22 protein-coding genes are annotated in these 24,374 nt (G+C 45.2%); 10 read left to right on the top strand and 12 right to left on the bottom strand.

All coding sequences use genetic code 11. From position 1 onward, the window contains the following. The first annotated feature begins 570 nt into the window (after nt 1-570). From EGV92_RS04405 to EGV92_RS04420, 4 genes are all read left to right on the top strand, one after another. A complete protein-coding gene (locus EGV92_RS04405) occupies nt 571-759 on the top strand; it encodes a hypothetical protein (protein WP_131667969.1) in 189 nt (62 codons plus the stop codon). Nucleotides 760-1,452: 693 nt separating this feature from the next. Beyond that, a complete protein-coding gene (locus tag EGV92_RS04410) occupies nt 1,453-2,541 on the top strand; it encodes a bifunctional nicotinamide-nucleotide adenylyltransferase/Nudix hydroxylase (protein WP_131667970.1) in 1,089 nt (362 codons plus the stop codon). A gap of 196 nt (nt 2,542-2,737) precedes the next feature. After that, complete coding sequence (locus EGV92_RS04415; RefSeq protein WP_131667971.1) at nt 2,738-4,135, top strand: nicotinate phosphoribosyltransferase; 1,398 nt, start codon at nt 2,738-2,740, stop codon at nt 4,133-4,135. After that, nucleotides 4,135-4,899 (top strand): SGNH/GDSL hydrolase family protein, encoded by a 765-nt coding sequence (locus EGV92_RS04420; protein ID WP_131668112.1) that lies wholly within the window; start codon nt 4,135-4,137, stop codon nt 4,897-4,899. Before EGV92_RS04415 ends, EGV92_RS04420 begins: the two co-directional genes overlap by 1 nt. A 125-nt stretch (nt 4,900-5,024) precedes the next feature. Here the strand turns inward: EGV92_RS04420 and EGV92_RS04425 are convergent, their stop codons facing one another. Both EGV92_RS04425 and EGV92_RS04430 read right to left on the bottom strand, forming a co-directional pair. After that, entirely contained in the window at nt 5,025-5,306 is a 282-nt protein-coding gene (locus EGV92_RS04425; protein WP_131667972.1) for a type B 50S ribosomal protein L31, read from the bottom strand. Between the two features lie 519 nt (nt 5,307-5,825). After that, entirely contained in the window at nt 5,826-6,260 is a 435-nt protein-coding gene (locus EGV92_RS04430) for a COG4315 family predicted lipoprotein (RefSeq protein ID WP_131667973.1), read from the bottom strand. Between the two features lie 713 nt (nt 6,261-6,973). Between EGV92_RS04430 and EGV92_RS04435 the strand changes: the two genes are divergently transcribed. Further along, complete coding sequence (locus EGV92_RS04435) at nt 6,974-7,618, top strand: YceI family protein (protein ID WP_131667974.1); 645 nt, start codon at nt 6,974-6,976, stop codon at nt 7,616-7,618. Between the two features lie 339 nt (nt 7,619-7,957). Next, nucleotides 7,958-9,733: an FAD-dependent oxidoreductase gene (locus EGV92_RS04440; protein ID WP_242678598.1), complete on the top strand. Its 1,776-nt coding sequence runs from the start codon at nt 7,958-7,960 to the stop codon at nt 9,731-9,733. A gap of 193 nt (nt 9,734-9,926) precedes the next feature. On the opposite strand, the gene EGV92_RS04445 is transcribed toward EGV92_RS04440, so the two are convergent. After that, nucleotides 9,927-10,550 (bottom strand): LOG family protein, encoded by a 624-nt coding sequence (locus EGV92_RS04445; RefSeq protein ID WP_242678623.1) that lies wholly within the window; start codon nt 10,548-10,550, stop codon nt 9,927-9,929. A gap of 694 nt (nt 10,551-11,244) precedes the next feature. Here EGV92_RS04445 and ahr point away from each other — a divergent pair. Next, nucleotides 11,245-12,339 carry an NADPH-dependent aldehyde reductase Ahr gene (gene ahr / locus EGV92_RS04450; protein WP_131667976.1) on the top strand — a complete coding sequence of 365 codons (1,095 nt, stop codon included), beginning with the start codon at nt 11,245-11,247 and terminating at the stop codon, nt 12,337-12,339. 78 nt (nt 12,340-12,417) lie between these two features. Continuing rightward, the gene (locus EGV92_RS04455) at nt 12,418-13,368 is read left to right on the top strand and encodes an alpha/beta hydrolase family protein (protein ID WP_131667977.1); all 951 of its coding nucleotides are present in this window, start codon (nt 12,418-12,420) and stop codon (nt 13,366-13,368) included. Between the two features lie 38 nt (nt 13,369-13,406). Here the strand turns inward: EGV92_RS04455 and EGV92_RS04460 are convergent, their stop codons facing one another. After that, complete coding sequence (locus tag EGV92_RS04460; RefSeq protein WP_242678599.1) at nt 13,407-14,108, bottom strand: putative quorum-sensing-regulated virulence factor; 702 nt, start codon at nt 14,106-14,108, stop codon at nt 13,407-13,409. 428 nt (nt 14,109-14,536) lie between these two features. On the opposite strand from EGV92_RS04460, the gene EGV92_RS04465 reads away from it, so the two are divergent. After that, the gene (locus tag EGV92_RS04465) at nt 14,537-15,163 is read left to right on the top strand and encodes a M23 family metallopeptidase (protein ID WP_242678600.1); all 627 of its coding nucleotides are present in this window, start codon (nt 14,537-14,539) and stop codon (nt 15,161-15,163) included. Nucleotides 15,164-15,281: 118 nt separating this feature from the next. On the opposite strand, the gene phoR is transcribed toward EGV92_RS04465, so the two are convergent. From phoR to dtd, 3 genes are all read right to left on the bottom strand, one after another. Continuing rightward, nucleotides 15,282-16,622 carry a phosphate regulon sensor histidine kinase PhoR gene (gene phoR, locus EGV92_RS04470; protein ID WP_131667978.1) on the bottom strand — a complete coding sequence of 447 codons (1,341 nt, stop codon included), beginning with the start codon at nt 16,620-16,622 and terminating at the stop codon, nt 15,282-15,284. A 276-nt stretch (nt 16,623-16,898) separates the two neighbouring features. Further along, the gene (gene phoB / locus EGV92_RS04475) at nt 16,899-17,600 is read right to left on the bottom strand and encodes a phosphate regulon transcriptional regulator PhoB (RefSeq protein ID WP_131667979.1); all 702 of its coding nucleotides are present in this window, start codon (nt 17,598-17,600) and stop codon (nt 16,899-16,901) included. A gap of 687 nt (nt 17,601-18,287) precedes the next feature. Further along, nucleotides 18,288-18,725 carry a D-aminoacyl-tRNA deacylase gene (gene dtd / locus EGV92_RS04480; protein WP_131667980.1) on the bottom strand — a complete coding sequence of 146 codons (438 nt, stop codon included), beginning with the start codon at nt 18,723-18,725 and terminating at the stop codon, nt 18,288-18,290. Nucleotides 18,726-19,049: 324 nt separating this feature from the next. On the opposite strand from dtd, the gene asd reads away from it, so the two are divergent. Further along, a complete protein-coding gene (asd, locus tag EGV92_RS04485; protein WP_131667981.1) occupies nt 19,050-19,940 on the top strand; it encodes an archaetidylserine decarboxylase in 891 nt (296 codons plus the stop codon). Between the two features lie 16 nt (nt 19,941-19,956). Here asd and EGV92_RS04490 read toward each other — a convergent pair whose 3' ends face one another. The 5 genes from EGV92_RS04490 to fadA all read right to left on the bottom strand — a co-directional run bounded on the left by EGV92_RS04490 (nt 19,957) and on the right by fadA (nt 24,339). Then, nucleotides 19,957-20,496, bottom strand: a complete 540-nt coding sequence (locus tag EGV92_RS04490; protein WP_423227890.1) for a DUF1287 domain-containing protein — start codon at nt 20,494-20,496, stop codon at nt 19,957-19,959. A 400-nt stretch (nt 20,497-20,896) separates the two neighbouring features. Further along, complete coding sequence (locus EGV92_RS04495) at nt 20,897-21,520, bottom strand: HD domain-containing protein (RefSeq protein WP_207401732.1); 624 nt, start codon at nt 21,518-21,520, stop codon at nt 20,897-20,899. A gap of 116 nt (nt 21,521-21,636) precedes the next feature. After that, on the bottom strand, nt 21,637-22,212 hold the full coding sequence (locus tag EGV92_RS04500) for an isochorismatase family protein (protein ID WP_131667982.1): 576 nt from the start codon (nt 22,210-22,212) through the stop codon (nt 21,637-21,639). 223 nt (nt 22,213-22,435) lie between these two features. After that, nucleotides 22,436-22,849 carry a hypothetical protein gene (locus EGV92_RS04505; protein ID WP_131667983.1) on the bottom strand — a complete coding sequence of 138 codons (414 nt, stop codon included), beginning with the start codon at nt 22,847-22,849 and terminating at the stop codon, nt 22,436-22,438. A gap of 317 nt (nt 22,850-23,166) precedes the next feature. Next, nucleotides 23,167-24,339, bottom strand: a complete 1,173-nt coding sequence (fadA, locus tag EGV92_RS04510) for an acetyl-CoA C-acyltransferase FadA (RefSeq protein ID WP_131667984.1) — start codon at nt 24,337-24,339, stop codon at nt 23,167-23,169. Between the last annotated feature and the right edge of the window lie 35 nt (nt 24,340-24,374).

The following is a 24,374-nucleotide window of genomic DNA, read 5'->3' on the forward strand; positions in this document are numbered from 1 at the left end:
TAGCGCCTTAAACAACAAATCAATAATAACCCTGAATAAACTAGTTTAAAGTTAATAATTTGAATAAGGAAATTCTAATAAAAGATTGTTAATAACAGGATGCTACTCAAAATAGAAAAACACTAAGTTAGCCTATATTATAATAACCACTATTAATGCTCTGAGCCACTACTCCACCCCCATTTCATTGTTAGCTCCCTAAAGGCACTAAAAATTTAAAATTATTTAAATAAAAATTAAAGTCATTTAATTGATTGTCTTTTTAATATAAGATTTATAAATCGAAATTATGGTCAAAACCTTGTCTTTTATTAACAGCTTTCTACTGAATATATTGAGGTTGTTAATAGTATTAAAAATGGTTAATTTAACTTTTATTAATAAATTTAATTAGTAGCTCTTAATTAATAATATTTTCTTTCATAATTATATGAAATGACCTTATTAGCGCATGCAATAAGTTTTTATTGGCTATTATTGTGAGACAAGGCTAAGGTAAGTTGAATAACTAAGACAGCATTTTTTAATTGCTCGATAGTTATCCTCTCTTAAATCCTGTGGACTATCATTATGATTACTGGAAGCTTAACGCTCTTCACCAGCAAAGATCGCGAGCAATTGGCCATTTGGCAGGTCGCCGAAAAGAGTGAAGAGCATCAGGCCAATCAGCAAAATATGCTACTAACTATCATTGCCTTTATATTTTGGCGTGGCGTGGGTATATCCCTAGCCCCGCTACCAAGCAAAAACTTGATATAGAGACCGTTGCTCTAGATGTGTCTAATGAGAAATCAGGATTACCTCGACGAGGAGATTTAGCCGACGGTGTTAGCTTGGATGCATCAGTATTCGGTTTGATCAGGATTGGATCAGGATTGGATCAAGGTTAGATGGGGATTTAATTTGAGTGTTATGAAGATATCTTTAGGCGCAAAGTCAGTGAAAAGCGGTATCTACAAGCAAAAAAACAGCACCCTAGAACGACTAGGATACTGCCTTTTTTGTAACTGCTTAATCAGTATTTAACTGCACTCGCAGCATTTTTCGCACATATCGCACTTGTCACAAGTAGCGTCACAACTACAGCCGCATTTAGAACAAGTGCAGCTACCAGAGTTATAATATATAGAAGTAGTCATAATAAATCCCTATTTATGAATGTCATTTCATTGTGGCGAAGTCTAGGAACACTCTCAGTAGTCTAATTGTTAATTCAATGGCTTGTTTGGTTAAGTAAATTTGGTATAAAGCAACTCATCACTTGAGTGATTAGTGCCTATGACCTCTTCTACAAACAACTTCTGCCAATTTATCAATAGCTCTGCATTTATGTAGCGTGTGACAGTGTGGGACTTGTCAGTAAGTCGCTCAGTGTGTCAGTATTGACCTCATTAGACAATTATTACTGATTATGAATAGCTTATTAATCGATTTCGCAAGGAGACTGCGGTTATGAGTACACTACCGGAGCGAAGCCCCGTGGGTATAGATGCACATAAAGACAAACCCAAAACCAATCAAGATGACGACCGCCGTTATAAATATTTGGTATTTATTGGCCGCTTTCAGCCGTTTCATTTGGGTCATAAGGCCGTCGTCGATGAGGCGCTGAAACGCGCAGAAAATGTGATTATGCTAATCGGCTCGGCGAATTTGCCGCGCAGCCTACGCAATCCATTTTCGGTCACGGAGCGCGCGCAGATGATTAAGGGTGCATACTCAGCTGAGGATGCAGCGCGGATTCACTGTGTCGGTCTGGACGATGCCCTGTATAACGACACACGCTGGCTACAGTATGTGCAAGCGGCAGTAAAGTCAGTAACCCACGATTTGCACGCGGATATTGGTCTTATTGGTCACTCTAAAGACAGCTCGTCTTATTACCTATCGTTGTTCCCCAATTGGGCCGCCGTATCAGTGCCCAACTATCAAAACTTATCAGCGACGCCGATTCGTGAAGGCTACTTGATGGGGGCGACGCCAACACCTGAGCGCACGCCTGACTCTACGCGGCAGGTACTAGAGGAATTTAAGACGACTGAAGAATTCAGCCAACTACAAGAAGAAGCGTGGTTCGTCGATAACTATAAAAAACAATGGGAAGATACCCCCTATCCACCGACCTTTATGACTGCTGATGCGTTGGTCGTTCAATCAGGACATATCCTACTGGTTGAGCGGCGTAGTATGCCAGGTCGTGGTCTTTGGGCGCTGCCTGGAGGCTTTATCGACCAAAAAGAGACCTTGCTAGATGCTTGTATCCGCGAGCTGCGTGAGGAGACTCGGCTTAAGGTGCCAGAGCCCGTACTGCGCGGCTCGCGTCATAGTCAGCACACCTTCGATGATCCGTACCGCTCGGCGCGGGGTCGCACGATTACTCAAGCATTTTATTTTCAGCTTAAGAGTGATGCCAGCGGCCTACCTAAAGTTAAGGGTGGTGATGATGCGGCTGACGCCTTTTGGTTGCCCTTAGCGGAGCTTGATGCCAAAAAGATGTTTGAAGACCACTACGCCATCATCTGTAAGATGGTAGGATTGTAGAGTATAGGCTAATGGCCCAGTAGGACAATGAATGATAAATCATCAGCAAATAAATATAAATGATAACGCTTTTCGCCCCTGCCGATAGACGGCTAGGGCTACCCTGTCACGGCTGACTTGTCCCACTGACGGAGTCAATTTGCAGTGTGGCTTCAAGAGGGCTGTGATATTTTCAACGCAGAGGAGTTCTGTGAGTATGTTTACCAGTAATTTTAACAATCTAATCTTGAATTCAGACAGCTACAAGGCATCGCATTGGCTTCAGTACCCACCCGGGAGCGAGTACATGTCGAGCTACGTCGAGGCCAGACGTGGTGATTACGATGTGGTCTTCTTTGGCCTGCAAGCCTATATTAAAGAGTACCTAGATAAGCCCATTACCACCGCGCATGTTGATGAGGCCGAAGCTGTCATTAGCGCCCACGGTCTGCCTTTTAACCGTGCTGGTTGGGAGCGCTTGGTAGAAAAACATGGCGGCTATTTACCGGTCCGTATTCAAGCGGTTCCCGAAGGCTCTATTGTGCCAGTCTCCAACGTGGTCTGCCAGATTGTAAACACCGACCCTGAGTTTTATTGGCTACCAAGCTACCTTGAGACCTCTCTACTGCGCGCAATTTGGTATCCCTCTACCGTGGCAAGCCTATCTTACTATTGCAAAGGCATTATCAGAGACGCGCTAGAAAAAACTGCTGATAGTAGCGCAGGACTGCCGTTTAAACTGCATGATTTTGGCGCGCGCGGGGCATCGAGCATGGAGACCGTCGCCCTAGGGAGCTTGGCGCATCTGGTCAACTTCTCTGGCACCGACAGTATGACCGCCTTGATAGCTGCTAGCCGCTGGTACGGTATGGACAATGAGATGCCTGCCTTCTCTATTCCGGCCGCTGAGCACAGTACTATGACGGCGTGGGGCCGCGACTTTGAGACCGAAGCCTTTGCCAATATGCTCGAGCAGTTCGGCGGTGAGGGCAAAATAGTCGCGGTAGTCTCTGACAGTTATGACTTGTGGAATGCCATCGATAATATTTGGGGTGAGACTTTAAAAGAAGACGTCAAGACTATGGGCGGCACGCTAGTGATTCGTCCCGATAGCGGTGACCCTGCCAAAGTCGTCCGTGAGGCCTTGGAGCGCTTGGCTGTGAAATTCGGTACATCGGTTAATAGTAAGGGCTATAAAGTATTGCCAGATTATGTGCGCCTGATCCAAGGTGACGGCATTAATCCGCTGAGCCTTGGTAAAATCTTGGATACTATAATTGAGGCAGGCTTTAGCGCGGAGAACGTCACCTTTGGTATGGGTGGTGGCCTACTGCAACAAATCACGCGTGATACGATGAGCTGGGCGATGAAAGCCAGCGCCGTGCGTATCGACGGTACTTGGAAAGATGTGTTTAAAGACCCAATTACCAGCCGCTCCAAGCGCTCTAAAAAGGGCCGCCTAGCGTTAGTCAAAAACGATAAAGGTCAGCTAAAAACAGTCAAAGAAGATACCTTGACGGCTGCTAGTAACAATCTACTTCGTGACGTGTTCGTCGATGGTAAGCTCCTCGTTGATGAGAGCTTGACAGAAATTCGTAAACGGACGGGCTGGTGATGCAACTAAAAGACATTCTATTTATTCCGCTCTATCTTCATCAAGGCAAAAAGCTAAAACGCACTGCGATGCGGTTGCCTGAAGCAAGTGGCGAGCGCCATGGTAGCTTGTCGCTAGCCGATCCGGACCAAGCGACATCATCTGAGGGCAAAACGCTTAATTTGATGATTGTCGGAGATTCAGCAGCGGCAGGTGTGGGTACCGATACGCAGGATCAGGCTCTTGTTGGTCAGCTGCTTAATAGCCTTCAAGATATACCCTCCTTAAAAGCCAAGTTTGCACAGATTGACTGGGCAGTTTATGCCACCTCTGGTCACACCAGCTTTGACAGTCTACGCCGACTGTATGTTTTGGCATCGCCGCCCAACCCCATTGATATTATGATTGTCAATGTCGGCGTCAACGATACTAAGAGGAATGTATCCATTAACCGTTGGCGCGCGCAGCTTGAGGAGATTATCGTGATAGCCAAGCGTAAATTTGGCGCGAAGCATATTATCTTCCCTTGTCTACCACCGATGGCGCAGATGCCCGCCATCCCAAAACCCTTGAATGGCTTTATTGGTGCTAAGGCAGACCAGCTTGATCAGGTCTTACAACAAGTCTGCGAGCGATACGATAATGTCACCTATGCCCCTATCGACTTTACCCAAGCAGACTTTAAGGTCGATGAGATGTTTGCGATTGATGGTCTACATCCCAACGCTACTGCCTACACTTACTGGGCATCAACGTTGGCAGTCCAAATAGAGGGGCTGCTGTAGTTGGCAGCAACAGCGCTTAGCCTAAAGTTCAATCATAAAATGCAGGCATAAAAAAACACCGCTGACTAAATAGCAGCGGTGTTTTTTATGAGCTTATAACGGCAAGCTTACTACTACAGTTAAATTTACTCTGCAGAGTCAGTTGCTGCTTTCTTACCACGGCTACCAAACGCGCCAAAGCGTTTGTTGAAGCTAGCAACACGACCTTCGTTAGAAGATTTACGCTGCTCACCAGTGTAGAAAGGATGCGATGCACTTGAGATATCAAGTGGATAGTATGGGTATTCTTTACCTTCGTATTCACGAGTCGCTTTGGTATTTACAGTAGAGCGAGTTAAGAAATACACGTCAGCATTGGTGTCGTGGAATAGAACTTCTTGATAATTAGGATGGATATCTTTACGCATGATAATTCTCTCTTGGTCCGATATGTAGCTAAGCTACACGTAACTGAGGCACTAAGGGCATATTGACCACCAGCCATCATATCACTGGCTTATTCCAGCACATGACACCGATAATCTGCAATCTTAGCCTTCCCCAGCGGGAAATTTAAACGGCGATTTTACCGATTTTTAGCCTTATTTGCAAGGTTATTAGCGTGACGTCGTGGCGACTAGCTCATCAATAGCTGCCCCTTAAAGCTTAGACAGTGAGCAAAAATAATGACTTAAACAGCTCACCTAATAAGGTGCAAAAAAGCATGCCAAGAGAAAAGCTAAAAACAACAAAGCTTAAATAAAAAGATTTAACAAGAAGGAAGCTAAAAAGAAAGCAGCTGAAAAATGCAAAACTTAATGACCTGAAGTACCCATTCGCTAAAATCTCTAACGATATCCGGCACCACAGGCCCTTTGCTATTAGAATCCTATTGCTAAGACTATAGTTAAAAATCTTCTCTTAAATAGGAGCAAGGCGGTTCTAGCTTAATTAGTCGCTACCACATGCCAAACATCGAATTTGCCATCGCCGTTTTTATCACCAGGTTTGCTATCATTGGCATAAAAGTATAGCGGCTTGCCATCCATGGCCCATTGATAAGTGCCATCTTCACGCTGGAATGGCGCGAATCTACCTGAGGCTTTAGCATCGCTTGGGGCTAGGAATGCAGGCCAAGCGACTAAGCAAACCTTGCCACAGTCTGACTTATTCGCAGAATCTTTGTCATAAGTATACAAGGTCATTTGTTTGATTGAGTCTACCAACACGCCATTTTTGCTAGTGACAGGCGCCGTGTTGGTACTGGTACTTTTAATCTCATGCATTCCTGAGGTGTCTTTGCCCACCACGTCCTTGAGGGTTGAACAGCCAGAGAGGGCTAATACGCCTGCTAATGCTGACAAAATAATCATCTGTTTCATAGTACATCCTTGAGATAAACAAGATATTAGAGTAAGAGCAATATACAGCTAAAAGAATCAGTCGCGATAACGACTAGTCACTCATGAGGTCAGGTATTACTCCTCATACTTGAGCTGTTATTGATCGAGAGGGTGGATAGGATTGATGACAGTCGTTATAAAGCTTGAAGGTCGCTAAACGTTGACTTGCTCCTAGTAAAAATCTATAAAGGGTTAGGATCAATGACATATAAGAACCAATAGAGCGCCCTATCAGTAAGATATGGCCGTCTTGTAACTATGAACCTTATCATTAATCCATCCTGTTTCAAGCCCGTCAAATATAGCATGGGAGCATATCAGTAATAATTTGGCTCTGACCACGACTTACAAAACGGCCCAATATTTACAAAACACATGTTTGCTGTAATATGAGGGTTATGAAACGAAAGTTATGAAACAAAAAGCATGACGGCTTGTTATAAACCACAGCCTTACCCTGACGCCCTACGCCACCTCGCCACCGGCCAAGATTGTTAGTGACCCTTGGCAACTGGCTGAATTAACAGCGGTACTAATCCGTTAGTCGGCTGTAAATTGAACATTGCATTTCTCACTATATTTTATTGCCCGACGTACAAAAAAGCGGTTTTGAAATAGTGGGATTAAAGAAGTAAAGTAGATCCAGCAGCTTATTCAATTATCACAATAAAAATCTAACTGGAAGTAACGATATGAAGAACACCATTCAAGCCATAAAGATATTATCAAGCGTAGGATTACTGACAATAGCGCTACCCCTGACAGCCGTATCAGCCGCAGCCGCAACGCCCGCTACCGCCATAAAAGCGCCCGCCCTACCCCAGCACTGGGAGCTTGATCTCTCACACACCCGCATCGGTTTTGAGGTGGAACATTTGGGCTATTCAACGACGATGGGCCGCTTTAACAAAGCCGATGGGGCAGTGCATTACGATATCAAAAACCCCAATAACACCACCCTGCGCTTTAGCATAGATACCGACAGTATTGATACAGGTTGGGAAGCTCGCGACGAGCATTTACGCGGTGAGGACTTCTTTAACAGTGAGAAATATCCCACTATGACCTTTGAGTCTACCAAGGTTAATTTTATCAATCCTCAGCAAGCCATAGTAACCGGCGACTTTACCTTATTGGGCAAAACCAAGCCACTCACCCTAAACGTTACTTTAAAGAAAATTGCGGTAAGCCCGATGACCAAAGAGCCTGTCATTGGCTTTAGAGCCACCGGCACAATTGATCGCACTAAATTCGGCATGGACGCTTTTGCCAAGGCCATCACTACCAATGTCCCTATCCAAATCGATGGTGAGCTGACTTACATTAAGATGCAATAAGCTTATTATGAGGATGGTGCAGGTATAGCGTCTATTAGTTAGTAGCTTGCGATATCTAAGCTGCCATTGGCTACGTAACCTCGGTTACAGACCAACGGCCAGCATTACTGTATTGCCTTTAAGCAGTACTATTTTTAAGCTGTATTGTTTTTAAATTGCATCGACCCTACTGATTGCTAATGCGCTTAACTGTAATCAGTTTGTAGAATTGCTGATTTAACATACATTTAGTGACAACTTCTTAGTAGTGGATTACGTAGGCATACGTAAGATAGACGCAGTCAGTCCATTAGCACGTTATAATAGTGCTCATTCGATGATGAGCGAGAACTTGCAATTATGTCTATGCTTAAATCACCAAATCAACACGTCACAATTTTAAACAAGGCTACAGTGTCTCCAGATGATGACTGTGAGCGCTTCGCTAAGAGTGTAGAAAGTATGGATAATAATAACAATGATATAAATGCCACGTCCGTGCCCCCTAAGCATAAGACTCGCCCTACAACGAAAGTAGGAATCATCGGTGGTGGTACTGCAGGCTCTACGATTGCCTTGCGCCTAGCAGAGCTGGGGGTTGAGACCTATTTATTTGAGCGTAACGCCAGTCTGATTGATGGTCCACCGATGTGTCACCTTCATGCTGGCGGCAATCTGTACCGTGAGATTCCGGACGAGGATTGTGTGGCGCTGTTAGAGCAATGTATCGATATTCTGCGGCTCTATCCGTATACCATCGATGTGCGTCCGACCGTATTTGCAGTCCCCATCCACGATAGTGGCTCGCCTGAAGATCTGCTGCCACGTCTCGACATTCTCACCGATGCCTATCGAAAGCTGGTCGCGCAAGACCCGAATAATAAAGTATTAGGTGAGCCAGAAGAGTACTACCAGCTGTATGATCGAGCGGCACTTGAGAGTTTAGCTCAGCAGCCGCAGCAGCCCGTACCGACGACGGTAGATGAATGGCTGATTCCTGTAGCGAAATATCTGGATTTAGACAAGGTCCAATATCCACTTATTGTGGTACAAGAATATGGCTGGAATATCTTCCGCCTAGCGGCTTCTGCAAGCTTAGCACTAAGCGATAAACCCTGCGCCCATATCTTTACCAACACCACTGTCACTAAGGTTGAGCCGCTAGCCACTAAAAACCAGCAAGATAATGACCATGATTATAAGCCTGCTCATAAGCACGGTATTGACACTGCTGTTATCAGCGGTGATGCTGCTCCGAGCTGGCGCATAGACTATGAAACTTGCGATCCGGCAGCAGATACTAATGATCAGCAGACTATCGAGGTAGATTATCTGGTCAACGCTTGCGGATTTCGCACAGGATTAATCGATGACATGGTAGGCGTTGATAGCGCGCGTATGGTCGAGTTTAAGTCTTCTTATGTAACCTATTGGAATAATAGTGGTGGTCAAATCCCAGAGATTATCATCCATGGTGAGCGCGGGACGCCGCATGGTATGGCACAGCTGACGCCTTACCCAGACGGCTACTTTCAGATTCATGGTATGAGTAAGGACATCACCTTATTTAATGATGGTCTCGTGGCCTCCTCCGAGCTTAGTGCCCAGCCAAGCTTACCGCCTAAGTATGTGGAGTATATCGAAGAGGGTTGGGACCCATTTGCTCTAAAGACCCGCAGCCAGCGCGCGATTGAATTTGTCGCTCAGTATATCCCCAGTTTTAAGAGCGCTATTACTATCGGCAATGCCTTATACGGTGGTCAGCAGATCCCTGGTAAAGACGATACGCTACGAGTCGCGGATGTGAGTCTCTACGATGATAGACGCTATGCGCGCGCGGAGAATGTAAAGGCCTCCTCTGCACTACTGGCTGCTGATGAGATTGTTGCGACTTTAAGCAAGCTTGGTCTACTTACCCCCACTGCAACCAGTGATTCAGCTCGGCGTGAGCACCAATGGCAATATCTGACTAAGGTAAATAGCAACGATATAGACAAGGTCGCGCAATCTTTAGCACAGCAGCGCCACTTTCCACAGCCTATGGCTAAGGTGAATCATAGTATAAAAGTCAATGCTGAAGTAAATAGCCAGTCCTGCACGAAGCGTGATCATAACAATTCGTCAGCAGCAAGCTGATGGCAGCAAATATAAGCTTTAGCTTTACGCTCATATTAGCTGGCCTTTAACGGCGGTTTTAGCATTGATTAGCACTGCTTTTCCCAGTAAACCTTTTTAAACTAAGCACTAATAAAACAGGCACTAATAGCCATCACTATTAGCGCCTGCTTAATCTATAATTTGGACAAGTCGATATGTTAGCTTGCTACCTTTAAATTTTATCGGTATCGAGCTGATCGTTAATTTTGACCACTTGCAGTAATAGCTCAATGGCTTCATCAATGGTATTGCACACGATGAGCCGCTCAAAGTCCTGCTGCTTCATGAAGCCTTGCTCAGCGGTATAGCGTAAATGATCAATCAGTCGATCATAATAGCCATTGATATTCATAATGATCATTGGCTTTTCGTGCTGATACAGCTGCCGCCAAGTAGCAATCTCCATAATTTCCTCTAGCGTACCAAGGCCTCCTGGCAAGGTCACAAAGGCATCAGCATACTCTGCCATGATGGCTTTTCGAGTGTGCATGGTATCTGTTAGATGTAGCTTGGTCAGACCTTGGTGCGCAATCTCATGCTCTAGCATGAAGGTAGGAATGACACCAACCGCATCACTACCATGCTTGATGGCTTCATCAGCAACTGCGCCCATAAGCCCAATACTAGCGCCGCCATAGACCAGACCTAAACCATTTTTGGCCAAAGCTTTTCCCAGCTCGCGCGCAGCCTTGTCGTAGATGTCATTATTGCCCAGTCGTGATCCGCAATACACCGCAACTAAAGGCTGGCTTAAGGATTTCTTATCTACTGCTTCGGCAATGTTATTTAAATCCATACTGGTAATTACTTTCTGCTCGCTCGTGGCTTTGCTTTTGGGCGGGATAATAGCCGCGCTCGAGGTATCAATATTAGCTGTATTTCTCATTGTCTGTTCCTATTTTGATTAAATCTATAGTTAAAGAGTGGCTAATACATGGGGATTACGTCGGTAGAGACAACCTAACTCACAGCTAAAAGTGAGCTGTTCACGGATTGTGATACTTTGGTATCTTGAATCTTTCATATCTAGAAGAATAGGTTAGATCCAATCCAATAACTTGTGCTTAGATCTTTAGTGATACCTATTATAAATTTTGCTAAGTCTTACTATAGGTGGTAGCGCCATCAAGCTGCTCTGCCTGCCCTATATGCTGTACTATAATTGCAACTATGATTTTGATATCTTTAAATTTTATGCCGGTGACACGCTGACGCAACCCATGCATAACAATAAGCCTAACCCAGTTACTTAAGACTATATAATTACACTACTTAAGACGGCATAATAATGCCATTGATTCACTATATCATACTCATGCTACAGCTCTGCATCACAAATATAACATCGCTTGATAAGTTTAGAGCGAGCCATGCTAGCTCATAGGCCATCCCTAATAAGTGCCTTATTTATAATAAAGCTATCCCCCAATTAGCACCATAACCAATTACCCTTGCTACTTTATCTCATTTTACTATTTAAGAAGGCTGTTATGACGACAACTACGCAAGCTACCAACGCTCCTACTGCTGATAACCTGAGCGCTACTGACCTCGAGGTTAACCAACCTAACAACCAAGTTCGCGCCTACGCTGCTATGCAAGCTGGCGGCGAGCTAGAGCGCTACGACTTTGACGCAGGCGAGCTAAAAATCGATGAAGTAGAAATTGCCGTAAGCTACTGTGGTATCTGCCACTCAGACTTATCGGTCATTGATAATGACTGGGGTATGAGCCAGTATCCTGTCATCGCTGGTCATGAAATCGTCGGCCAGATTATTCGAATGGGCGAGGCTGTCAAAGGATTACAGGTCGGTCAGACTGTCGGTATCGGTTGGACCGCTGAATCGTGTCAGCACTGCGACTTCTGTATTGATGGTAAGGCCAATGTCTGCCGCCAATCCACACCGACCATCGTCGGTCATTCAGGCGGCTTCGCTGATAAAGTTCGAGCTCAGTGGCAATGGGTTATCCCTCTGCCAGCAGAGCTGGATGAGTCTAAAGCAGGGCCTTTAATGTGTGGTGGTATCACAGTCTTTCGACCCATCATCCAGCATCAGATGGACGCCAGTAAAAAGGTCGGGGTTATCGGTATCGGTGGCCTCGGACATATGGCGCTCGACTTTTTGAACGCTTGGGGCTGCGAAGTCACTGCCTTTAGCAGTAGTCCAGAGAAATATGATGCCATTCGTGAGATGGGCGCACATCACATCATCGATTCAAAAGACGCCGACGCATTAAAGGACGCTCAAGGCTCGCTTGACTTAATTATCTCTACCGTTAATGTCGCGCTAGACTGGAATCTGTACTTAAGCTTGCTTAAACCTGAAGGCAAGCTACATTATGTTGGCGCGGTACTAAAGCCTCTTGATATCCAAGCATTCAACCTAATAGGCGGCGCTAAATCCGTCGCAGGGTCGCCAACAGGATCAGCAGCTGAGCTGCGTCAGATGGTCAAGTTCGCTGCTCGCGCAGGTGTTGAGCCCATTACTGAGACTTATCCTATGTCGCAAATCAATGAGGCCATGACACGAATGCGCGAGGGCAAAGCTCGCTATCGAATCGTACTAGAAAACGATTTTGAGTGATGGAAGGGTCTTCAAGTTATTAGTAACACTCGGTAAGACTATTCACAATAACCAATCCCTATAATAAGAGACTGTGCTATGACTGAAGAAACCTCAGATACGCTTGTGATAGATGATAAAGCACCGACATTATCAGCAAAGCGCCAAGCGTCGCCGGTAGTGACTACCGAAGCGCTGACAATATTGAGCGAACGCAACAAACCATTAGCGGCGACACTATATCGCCCCAAGGTTACCCCAAGTATAGCCATTATGATAGCGCCGGCTACTGGGATTAAAAGGCAGTTTTATCATAATTTTGCCACATATCTTGCTGAGCAAGGCTTTGGGGTATTGACTTTTGACAATGAGGGCATTGGACAATCGCTCAGCTGCCCCATCGACAAGTCAGACGCCTCGCTAATCAGTTGGGGCCGTCATGACATGCCAGCGATACTTGATGCGCTTCAACAACAATATCCTGAAGCAAGCTATCATCTCATTGGTCATAGTGCCGGCGGTCAGCTTATTGGTCTAATGCCCAACCATACCGAGCTTAGTTCAGTGGTTAATGTGGCCTGCTCATCAGGTCAAATCAAAAATATGGCATTGCCCTACAAGGCTAAGGCTATAGGCTTTATGGAGGCCTTTATTCCTGCCAGTAATCTGATATTAGGCTATACGCCTGCTGACAAGCTGGGTATGGGTGAGCCACTACCGCGCGCCGTAGCGAGACAATGGCGTATCTGGTGTAATGGCGCAGGCTATATCAAGACCGCTTTTGGCAAGACGGTGCACACGCATTATTACGCTGCAGTGACTACGCCAGCCCTTTGGCTTAATTTCACCGATGATGACATCGCCAATAGTAAAAACGTCAACGACATGCTTCGAGTCTTCCCCAATATGCCCGCCAAAAATTGTATGCTAGCCCCTAGTGACTTTGGGCTAGATGAGGTTGGTCATATGAAATATTTTAGCCGTAAGACTTTCGCTAAGGCGCCAGAGCTGTGGCAGATGACCGTAGATTGGCTAAGAGAGCATAGCTAGTCAGCTCTTGTTCGCCTTCCTCAAAGCTCAACCGTGGGTTACTTTGTCACTGCCTCATCAGCTATAAAGACATCCTTAGCCAAGCGTTTTTGTAGCGCTGAGTATAGTGAGGGGTTCATACTCTGAACATTGCTGAGCAGCCATTGCACATAATTACTAGGCAAGTCTTTAATCGCTCGACCTTTATACTTGCCAAAAGGCATCTGCCTCACTGGCTTGGCTTGATTGGCCATACGGTGCGCCGCGGCAAAGTCGGTCGGCTCTATCTGCAATCGCTCACAGCATGCTTTATAGAGCAAATAGCACATACGCGCATCCCCTAGCGCATCATGTGCAGCAGCGGTCATCTCGCGGGCTGCCGCCTCCCCTATTAACTGCTCTATACATCTAGACTGGCTATAACGTGACCACTCTGGAAAGGCAAATCGAGCCAATCTTACCGTGCAAATGAGCTTAGTCGATGGCCTACCGATCACCCCCCAATCAAAGCGTACGTTGTGACCGATAAGGTAGTCACTTAGCTCAAACTTCTGCAAATCAAAGCGCTCAAGCCCTGCTACGTCAGCATCAGTAATACCATGAATCTTGGTAACAAATGGAGAAATAGGTCGACCACTATTAAAGTAGGCCATCCATTCAAAGCCCGTTTGCACATTTATTGTCGCCACCTGAATAGGTCTAGCATTGCGGCCTTGGTCGGTCTCGGTATCAATCACTAAGGCGGTAGCGTTCGGTGTCATAGGCTTTAACCTCATCGTAGTATAGAATGCCATGACCTTTATAATGCGTACTTTGGCAGTATATTTCTAGCGCTTATGGTGTACTTATAGAGCTAGTCGCTAGATTTTGTATAAATCAGCGATTATTAACTATTGCTATTACTCTTCATGGTCTTTTCATATCCATATAAAGCGGAAATTGCTACGCTAATCTATAGCCAGTTCATTAGAAAAACAATACAGCGGTACTAGGATGAATTTTTGCGCTCTCTGTCGGTGTGCCCACAGCAAATCAGAAAACTTATACCAGCGGCGCAGCATAATACAGCGACGCTATTTTATTTAGAATCGACTATATTATAGTAAACTTAATTCAAAACTCTTTAGCACTCAACGGTCCAACCGAACCTTAGCGTATTCACGCTATAAAACAGACGATACATAATAAGATGCCAAAACAGCCTTATTCACAAAAACAAGCCAAATCCAGCCCTAAGCCTGTAGCACAGCCACCGAGGCGCTCATGGTTAGGTCGGCTGCTCAGCTTACTGATGCATTCTATTTTGCTATTGCTGCTATTATTTGCATTAGATCAGCTCCTCCCAAACTTACACGACAAAGTAAAATCCTTTGCCACTCAGAGCTGGCAGTACTTGACTTTAATGCAGCAGGATCTACCGACAGACAATAGCTTACCCAACCCGTTAATCGATCGCCATCTTACAGATACTTGGGGCGGCGCTCGCAGTGAGGGTCGCCGCCATGAGGGTATTGATATCTTTGCCCAGCGTGGCACACCAATCCACGCTACCACTCACGGCATCGTGCGAAAAGTCGGGTTAGATCGCTTGGGTGGTAAGGTGGTGGTCATCGTCGGACCAGGCGGAGCGGGGCACTATTACGCCCATCTTGAGGATTATGCAAATATCAATGAAGGCGACTGGGTAAATGCAGGCGATGTTATCGGCTATGTGGGCGACAGTGGTAACGCAAAGGGCACGCCGCCACATGTGCATTATGGCATCTATATCAATGGCAGTGCGGTAAATCCTTATCCACTATTGGTTAAAGAGTAAAAATAGTCCCTATCAGAACTAGGGTCAAACTCTAAACAGCATCTAGCGATGGGTAGGAAACATAATAGTTATAGGAAGCTTAACAGTCATGACATTAGGCTCCGCTATTGATCGACTGTCATGCATCGGTAGAATTAGAGCTTGTACCGCAGATTCTGGAGGCAGGGAAGAATACTTTAAAGGTCGAGCCATGATCCTCACTCGACTCAATCTTTAGGGTAGCATCATGCTGGTATAAGACGTGCTTGACGATAGCAAGGCCTAGCCCAGTACCGCCAGTAGCGCGGCTACGACCACTATCTACCCGATAAAAGCGCTCCGTTAAGCGGTCGATATGCTCCTTGGCAATGCCAATCCCCGTATCACTAACGGCAAACATACAACCCTCTTTCACTGCCGTCCAGCTGATACTAATCTCGCCACCTTTGGGCGTATACTTAATAGCATTGGTAACGAGATTAAGTAGCGCACTATTGAGGTACATCTCTGAACCATACAGGTTATCCTGTGAGTCTAAGTGCAGATCAATAAAGTGACCATAGTCCTTGTTATAAATCTGAGCATCATCAAAAACATGAGTCAGTAGTCTGGGCATATCCACACACTGCGTCTCATGCGCCTCTTCATTCTCAAGGCGCGATAGCATCAATAGATCGTTGATAATACTATTCATGCGCCGCGTCTGCTGGGTCATGAGACTAAAGCCACGCTGCCATTTTGGGTCAATGTCAGGCTGGTCAGAAAAGGTCTCAATATAGCCCATAATCACCGTCAGCGGTGTGCGCAGCTCATGTGAGACATTAGCCACAAAGTCTTTTCGCATCTGCTCTAGGTGCTGTAATCTAGTAACATCATAGATGAGCAGCAGCTTCTCCTCACCAAAGTGAGTCACCTCACATTGAACGTAGCGCTCTGGGTCTTTCCATGAGTTCAAGCGAACACCATCATTGGGGGTCTTCGTCATCTCATAGTATTCACGGAACTCAGGCACATTAATCAGGTTAAAGATACTATTGCCTTGATCTTCTGAGCGCAGCTGCAAAAGCTTTTCAGCAGACTGATTCCACCACTCTAACCGATCTTCTGAGTCCAGAAGGATAACCGCATCTTGTAAGGCAAGTAGCGAGCTACGGATCTTTTTGATAAGCCCCATCATCTTTTGCTGAGTGAGCTGCTCTTGCGTTCGGCTTTGGTATAGCTGAGTGGCGACGAAAGTAAGCCCACCTGACATCTCTGGCGGCGGTGCTTGAATAGGCGCTTTCACCCAATAGCTAAAGCGCTGCAAGGCATAGAGACGTAGCAGATGAAAAAACACCAAGCCGACGACGATACCCCAAGGAGTAACGCCGAAGTACCAGCCGCCTATCGCACCGACACCCATCCAAAATAGTAACCAGCGAAAATCAGCCCAGAATAAGACGTAGTTTTGTGAAGAGGAGTTAGAATTAGAATTAGTCATAATTGGATCATTATTGGCATAGATATCCAAAACAAAAAGCCAAAATTATACGCCGGCTAAGGAATAGGCTAATTTATTAGCCAAGCTACGCCTACTGACTGTCATACTTATCTGTAGCGCTTGTACGCAGCTTTTATACTATTTTAAAGAATTTTAAAGATGATCTTGAGCGCCCTATCAAAGCCTTTTGTCGCAAAAGACTAAGCGGTCAGAGGTAAGTGAAGCGTGGTAAAGACGAGACCTCGCTAAATTCCCTCTTAAAGACTCGTCATTGAGTTAGCCACTCATTTGTGTCGAAAACCGATAGCCAGTACCACGAACCGTCTGAATAAATCCAGCATAGTTATGAGGCTCCAGGACCTTACGCAGCCTACGAATATGCACATCGATAGTACGATCCTCGACGTAGACATTGCCGCCCCAGACTTGGTCTAGCAGCTGCGTCCGAGTATAAGCGCGCTCCGGATGGCTCATAAAAAAGGCCAAAAGACGATACTCTGTCGGACCAATGTCAACCGCATTGCCATCAGCAGTGACGCGTTGACTGACTGGATCTAAACTCAATCCCTCTGCCTCTATGGGTTTGTCACCTGACAAGGCACTACTGCGGCGCAGCACAGCTTTGATCCGCGACACAAGCTCTCGGGTTGAAAATGGCTTGGTAATATAGTCATCAGCGCCAGCATCTAAGCCCTGCACCTTATTGTCCTCTTCACCTTTAGCCGTAAGCATGATCACAGGGATCTCAGCGAGAAGTTCGTCTTTTTTTAGCATCCGGCAAAAGTCTATTCCTGACTGACCACCTGGTAACATCCAGTCCAGTAAGATTAATGCAGGGCGATGATCGACCACTTGTCGATGAGCACCAGAGACATCTTCGGCTTGTACACAGTCAAACCCCGCCATTTCAAGCGCTGTCATGATCATTTCACGAATTGCTGGCTCATCTTCAACGACCAATATGGTTTCGTTATTCATGCCCTACCCTCAAAGTTGTTCGATCAATTATGATTTATCAATGCTATTTAACCAATATTATCTAAATACGCTTACTTAAAAAGCTTACTTAAACAGTGTGATACCGCTTAACGTCTCAGTCTCTATTGGTTAAGAAATGACTGCTAATAAATTATCACTTATTCATCACCAAAAAAATAAACAATATTTGGTAATTACTCTAGCTGTCCTTACCTTATAATTATGACGGTTATATTACAACCTACCAATATGACAACCATATGACAAGCAGCAACTTATCCTTATTTTCTTGTTGTAAGGCAACGATAAAGGCTTTTTAAAGAGGATAACCGTCCACCACTCTAAGGTTAAAGTGCTGACGACAAACTTATGCCTTTTTGATATACCTGCCTCATCGGCTCAAGACGTTATGTACGGTAAATCCATTTTAGATTTACCACAAAGCCGTTGGGATGAATTTACGCCCGCCTCAGCCATCTTACGACTTCTAGCCAGTAACGTTATACCAACGACTGTTTTTCGTACCAGTTTTAAATAGGATTGATTATACTTACCAAAATTGCAAAAAAAGTATTAAAACAATGCTACTCAAATATAGTGCTACTAAAAAACAAGGCGAATAAAAGCACATTATTGAGAACAACCGTACTAAAATGACAGTGTCAAAATAGCAGTGTGGCAAGCCCTTTAGACCTCAAGAAGGAAGTTAATAGGTCCATCATTGACAGCAGATACTTGCATATTAGCGCCAAATTCACCTGTAGCCACTTTAGAGTACTGCGACTGGGCATAGAGCACCAAACTATCAAAGAGGGCTTTTGCCGCTTCAGGCGCCATAGCCGGTCCAAAATCAGGACGTCGACCTTTATCAGTCTTGGCCATTAGCGTAAATTGTGATACCAGTAACAGGCCACCTTGCACCTCTTGAAGGTTTTTATCGAGCCGTCCTGCTTCATTGGCGAAGATTCGATAAGTTAATATCTTATCGATGAGTTTCTTGGCCACCGTTAGATCGTCATCATGACCAAGACCAATATAAGCCAAAATACCTTGATCGATAACTCCTACGACTGTGCCGTCAACACTCACGCTAGCTTGGGTAACTCGCTGAATAACTGCTTTCATACTGTCCTCATAACTTATGTTTTTATCTGAATGCACTTTGTCTTAATGCTATCTGCCTTGATGCCAATTAACTCGATGCTAGGCATTTGACTATTATCACTATTATATCGATTATTACGCCAGTACCGCTGCTCAATATCGCCTTAGGTCTCAGTATCTGGATAAACTCTTGCCACCTTGTCAACGCTTAATAGCCTGATGACCTAATTACAGCAGCATTGCTCTAATCAACCCGCAGCTTATCCTCTGATCTTAGCAATTCATGATAGACTATTTATTATTAGTCAGCGCCATTCCTCAATATATGATTAAACTGTGAGACTCATGAAAAACTCTTTAAAAAACCAGCTTAAGGCAACTTTAAGTACCGATAAGCTCTTCACTGCCGCTCAGCACCTTATCCCCCAGCAACGACTCAGTAAGACCGCAGGACGCTTTGCCGCCAGTCGCCATCCTCTTGTCAAAAAAGCCTTTATGCACACCTTTGCCAAGGCTTACGGCGTTACTCTAGATGAATACGAGCGCAAAAGCCTCAATGCCTATGAGAGCTTTAATGACTTCTTTACCCGTGAGCTAGCCAGTGATGCACGACCTATTGATGACAGCGCAAATGGTATCGTCTCACCAGCAGACGGTGTCATCTCACAATTAGGCCATATTGAGCAAGGAAAGTTGCTGCAAGCCAAAGGCCGACATTATGCAGTTGGTCAGTTATTAGCCGACAGTGAAGATGGCAAATACTTTAAAGATGGTAGCTTTGCCACCGTTTATCTCGCCCCGAGTAACTACCACCGAGTACATATGCCATTCGATGGTAAGCTGGTACAGACCCGCTATGTTCCAGGGTCACTGTTTTCAGTTAACAACGTCACCGCTGCCGGTGTACCCGACTTATTTGCCCGCAACGAACGCTTGGTCTGTCTGTTCGAGACTGAGTTTGGGATGGCATCGGTGGTTATGGTAGGGGCTATGATCGTGGCCGGTATTGAGACCGTCGCTACGGGGAAAATTGAGCGCTCCGAAACTATCCAGAGACAAAATCATGATATGGCGCTGAATAAAGGCGATGAGCTTGGTCGCTTTTATCTGGGTTCTACCGCCATTGTGCTATTGCCTAAAGCAGCAGGGGTAGTATGGCAAGAAGGGCTAGAGCACAACTTGGCGGTGCAGATGGGCCAACTGCTTGGGATCGCTAACACGACCCAGTCTGTATAATTAAGCGCTAAGCAAACTAGTATCGATAATGACCAGTAATGGGATAGGCAAATAAGATATCTTCTTGCTGCACGCCTTGACCAATATTGTGAATAATCAGCGGTGTCCCCTCCGCTGATGTTTTATTAGAGACGATACCTATGTGCGGCAGATTGCCACTTGGCAGTCGCCACGAGACGATATCACCGGCTTTAAAACTCTCAATATCTGTTATAGACAAGCTCTGACCATGACGCTCAAAGAAGGTCTCTAGATTGGGAACACGGCGATGGTCGATGTTTTTATCGGCAGTTTTTAGTCCCCAGAGTTTAGGATATTCTGCAAAATGCTGCTGCATATCGTGATTGACCAGCTGCTGCAAATCGATATTTTGTAGTCGATAAGCACGAATGACGACATCGCTACATACCCCGGTATGCTGCGGCACATCGCCCCGTGGAAAGTCCAACTTGCGATATGAGGGGTCATAACTCACGGTAACACCAATTTGCTTTTTGGCATCTCGAGCAAGCTTCGCGCCATTGCTGACAGGCTCAGCAGCTACGGCCAGCTGCATACTGGCGATGCTCAGCGCTATCAGGCCTGTTCGAGCGAGTCTCGCCATGATAGCTGTTACTGGCATGGCTAACGGTGAGTTGGCATGGGATATCTTATCTTGGTATATCTTGTTTAAGGCAATACGGTCCTGACATTTCACTAACACTCCCCTGTTTTCTTTTTATTAGTCCATTATTTATTACTTACTGAAACCCTAATGAGCTATCCATTGAGTTCTTTATTGAGTTCTTTATTGAGTTCTTTATTGAGTTCTTTATTGAGTTCTTTATTCCGTTCTTTATTGAATGATGCGCGCATCGTGCGTCGAATGATTGAATAACTGGCCAATTTTACTTTCTATCCATAAACCTTAGATTGTTAGAATGAATACGCTGTCATAGTCTCTTATGCAGATAAACTTAGGCATCAATCAACCACCCTTGCTCAACGGCAACATCAATCTGCTGAATTAACCAGTCATAAATATCGGGAAACGACTTTTTGATAAAGGCCTGCGTGGATAAGACTTGGCTACGAGTCACTTGGTGCATCTGCCACATGCCGCCTTGGGTCTTTAAATTCAACAAAAATGGCAGTAGCCTATCGACCACCTTAACCAGCTGGGTCTCTTGACTGCTCCCCGTCTCTTGCTCTTCCCAAATCTTGGCCAGATTATCAATACCATTGCCCCGCTCGTCTTGAAGTCTATGAATGCCTTCACGTTCTGTATGATGCGCCTCACTACGTTGACTATCGTACAAATAGGTATCGCCCGCGTCAATCTCACCCAAATCATGCACCAATGCCATCTTCAGTAAGCGCTCATGATTGAGCGGTAGCTTGAAGTATTCGGCAATAGACCAGCAAGCCATTGCCAAGTGCCATGAATGCTCCGCAGAATTCTCACGCCGAGTACCGCCTGTTATATAATTGCGGCGCTCCACGTGTTTAAGCGCATCAAGCTCTAGTAAAAAATGCGTAATATCTTCCATCTTTGGCAAGTTGTCTGGTGCGGTGCTTTTAGATTGACGCTGACTGTCCATAACTCTCACTATTTATTACTAAAAAGCCAATCAACTAATTGACTAATTGACTATAGGAATCTTTAATACCCTGCTACTTAACGGCTATTTGACCTCTATGAACCGTTATTTGCCCCCTATTTAACTAGGTTGCTAATTGTTTTAAAGGCAGGGTCTTTACTGGAGCGGCATAGCTCAAATAATATGGCCTCCACCGTAGTAACGACAGCTCCTGCTCGGCGCATTCGGCGAATCGCTTGCTTACGATCATAGGCGTTTCGTGAGCCTGTTGCATCAGCAATAATGACAGGCTGCATGCCATTATCAAGCAGGTCTAATGCGGTCTGCATAACACAGACATGGGTCTCAACACCGCACAATAATACGGCATTACGATTTTGCTGTGCCAGATGATTCCACGCTTCATTATTATCACAGGCACTGAACGTGACCTTTTCTACAGCCTTCGCTTTGTTGCTATCTAGGACTTCCATAATCTCCGGCACAGTCTCACCTAAGCCTTTTTTGTATTGCTCGTTCAGCATAATGGGAATGCCAAGAGCTTGCAGTCCTTCAATTAGCATCACAATCTTGCTAAGGATTTCCTGCTGACGATAAATATGCGGGGTAAGCTTTTCTTGCACATCAATGATCACGGCTTGGCAATTATCACGCATGATGCGGTAGGTCTTATCGGTAGTAATCGTCGACATAACACTCTCCTTGTGGCTATCGTTTTAACTTATTCTCTTATTTAGTCACACTTTAGCTGATGGGTCAACGTTGTGTTTTTAGAGAAGATCATTTTTAGGGTTTTATTTCATGAGGCGTTAAGCCGCCCGTTCAGCACCGTCATTTAATGTCTTAAACGCTGACTGCTAGCTTTACCGCTATACTTCAAAGCCTTAGCGCTACAACCTAATAATAGCTAAGAGCCTAGCACTTACCTGTTACAATAATCTGCCGCTCAAAGTGCCCCATGTGACCATAGCTGCCTACCTTACTAACAACCCCTTTGATACAGACGTTATCCAGCTTATAAAACGAGTCTTTGATACCGCGCTGCTTGGCAATACTGTCTATAATATTGCTGGGGTCATCAATATGATACTGTTGACCGGTATTACTGCTAAAGCTGAACTGCTCTAAGGTCTTAAGGACTGTGCCAGTTACTGGCTTTGGCTTTAACCCTGGATTATCTAGATGGGCAGATAGCTTGGCGGACATGGCTTGCTGAGCAGCAAAGCTTGTTGCTCCTATACCAATTAGAGCCAGTAAAGCAAATTTTAGTATCGAATTTTTGCGTTTGTTATGTTGATTATCTTGACGTGGTTTTTGAGTACTGCTCATTTTAGTCTCCTACTAAGCCCAATGCTTAGTTAGATATATAGCGTTTTTAGCTACAAATATTGTATCGTGGGATAAATGGAGTAAGCGTAATTTTTGTTATACAGATAAAAACTTAAAACCCTTATAAATAGGTCAAATATGAACTATAACAAGATAATTGGCGAACAGTGAATTGAATATAACTTTAATAACGTGGCTGAAATTTATAAATAGTAGAGCAACAAACCAAAAAAAACGCCAGAATTATCTGGCGTTTTTTTTATTATGCGATTAGAGCGTATTGGTCTAAAAAGAAACTTTTAAATAAAATTCTTTAATTAAACACGCTCAATCACAGTGGCAATACCTTGACCAAGACCGATACACATGGTCGCAAGGCCAATCTCAGTATCCATCTGCTCCATTGCGTTGAGTAGTGTCACGGTGATGCGCGCGCCTGAGCAGCCAAGTGGATGACCCAAGGCAATCGCGCCGCCATTGACGTTGATGATGTCTTGCTTATCCATCAAATTCAGTGACTTAAGGACTGCCAAGCTCTGCGCCGCAAAGGCTTCGTTTAACTCAATGGTTTGCATGTCGTCCAAGCTTAATCCTGCACGCTTGAGCGCTTTATGGGTAGCCGGCACTGGACCATAGCCCATAATTGCTGCATCACAGCCAGCGACAGCCATACCGCGAATACGAGCACGCGGCTTAAGACCTAAATCTTTGGCTTTTTGCGCGCTCATGACCAGCATCGCAGCCGCACCGTCTGACAAAGCAGATGAGGTAGCAGCGGTCACGCTACCACCTTTAGGATCAAAGGCTGGACGTAGCTTAGCCATCTGCTCCATCGTGCCATCAGGACGAATCACTTCATCCACTGTACACAGCTGCAGGTGACCGTCTTGATCATGACCTTCGATACCGATGATTTCATTATCAAAGCGGCCCTCTTGAGTGGCTTCCCAAGCGCGGCGATGCGACTCAAGGCCGAAGGCATCTTGCTGCTCACGAGTGATGCCATTCATGCGGCCAAGCATCTCTGCGGTAAGTCCCATCATATTTGACGCTTTGGCATAGTGCTTTGAGGCTTCAGGGTTGATGTCGATACCGTGCATCATACCCACGTGACCCATGTGCTCGACGCCACCAATGATAAAAGTATCACCTTGATTGGTCATAATCTGCGCCGCAGCTGTATGCAAAGCTTGCATCGAAGAGCCACAAAGACGGTTGACAGTTTGACCACCAGCGGTCTTGGGAATGTCCGCTAGTAGACCGATGTTACGACCAATGTTCATGCCCTGCTCTAGGGTCTGGTTCACACAGCCCCAGATCACATCTTCGACATCATTGGTATCAAAGTCGTTACGCTCAACTAGCGCGCGAACCAATTCAGCAGACATGCTGTCAGCGCGCACATTGCGAAACATACCATTCTTCGATTTACCCATCGCAGTTCGGACGCCATCTACGATGACTACATCTGTTGGACTTAAAGTTGTCATTTAAAGCTCCTTTCAAATTTTATTATAACTATAGG

Origin of the sequence: Psychrobacter pygoscelis, assembly GCF_004335015.1 — a bacterium.
Lineage (GTDB): Bacteria > Pseudomonadota > Gammaproteobacteria > Pseudomonadales > Moraxellaceae > Psychrobacter > Psychrobacter pygoscelis.